This is a genomic window from Tychonema sp. LEGE 06208, assembly GCF_015207505.1.
GTDB lineage: Bacteria > Cyanobacteriota > Cyanobacteriia > Cyanobacteriales > Microcoleaceae > Microcoleus.
Genome location: NZ_JADEWT010000230.1, coordinates 1 through 1,155 on the forward strand (window position 1 = coordinate 1; position 1,155 = coordinate 1,155).

Here is a 1,155-nt window from a genome sequence, read left to right on the forward strand (position 1 = left end):
CTAGGGCGTCGGTTCAGTATTAGGAGTTGACAAAAAAAGGAATTTATGAAATTAGCCAGTGCATGAGTTCGACTCTATGCCTGGTGTAATTGGTCGAACCTTATCCATTCGAGCAATGACATGAAGATTATGAACAACAGCGACTCGCCGTAGATCGAAGAGATTTTTCCGCAGTCCAATATAGCGAGCACGGTTCCCCTGCCAATGGCCAATATGAGCCAGAGAGTGTTCAACTGTAGTACGTTTTCTCAAGTCTTGGCGACCAATAGCAGTGGATTGACGCGCTCGCAACTCTTGCATTAAGGCTTCATCAGGATGAATTGATACAGTCCGTCCTCTTTTACTATTCGTGCAACCAGACCTCAGAGGACAAATTGCACATTCATTCTGAGGAAAATGAACAATTTTTCCTGGTTCAAATGGGATACTTACCTGATTGGGACAGCTAATTAAATGCGTATCCCAGTCAAGGAAAAAAGAATTTTTATCAAACCGTCCAGAATTTTTGACAGGCCACGCCTTGCAAAATATCTGTAATTTATCATCCCGTTGTGTCACCCAATGACTGGATAAATAAGCCCGGTCAATATGTAACTCAGCTAGGTGAATATTTTGAAATTTCAAGTCACGTTCGGTAGTCAACTGTAGCAGCGGATTCTGGAGTATTGGCGCGAGTCAACGCCACCGCACAAACTACACCACTTTCTAAATCTTTGAGGATGTGGCGTTTATATCCATCTATTTTTTTAGACCGGCTTTTACGCCCATGTCGCAGATCTGGGTCTTCAATAGAAATGCGACGATCTTTTGCCACGCCTTTACTTAAACTTGGAACGCCTTGAGAGTCAAAAGTTACATTTTGAGATTCAATCACTCGGGCAACATCCAGAGTCTCTTGGACTACTTCAAACTCATTACAATCAGACTGTCTTTGCATCCATTCTTCTACAGATTTTAAGCTATTTAGGAGAATTAAGAGTCCATTTTGGCGCTCTACTGGATTATCCCAGTTTAAATCTAAGGCCGCTTTTAAGCTGGAACTATTAAGGATGGGTGCACCTGCTTCCAGGGCAATTTCTGCTGGCTCCCGCCCCTGCACAGCAGCTATCATGCTTACTGCTTTCCGCAAAGCATGACCCAATAGATTATATGTAT

At 42.9% G+C, this 1,155-nt stretch carries 1 pseudogene; it reads right to left on the bottom strand.

Annotated features, from left to right (window positions below):
- Positions 1-51 precede the first annotated feature (51 nt).
- Positions 52-1,155: pseudogene (locus IQ263_RS30160) on the bottom strand (transposase); the annotation flags it as partial.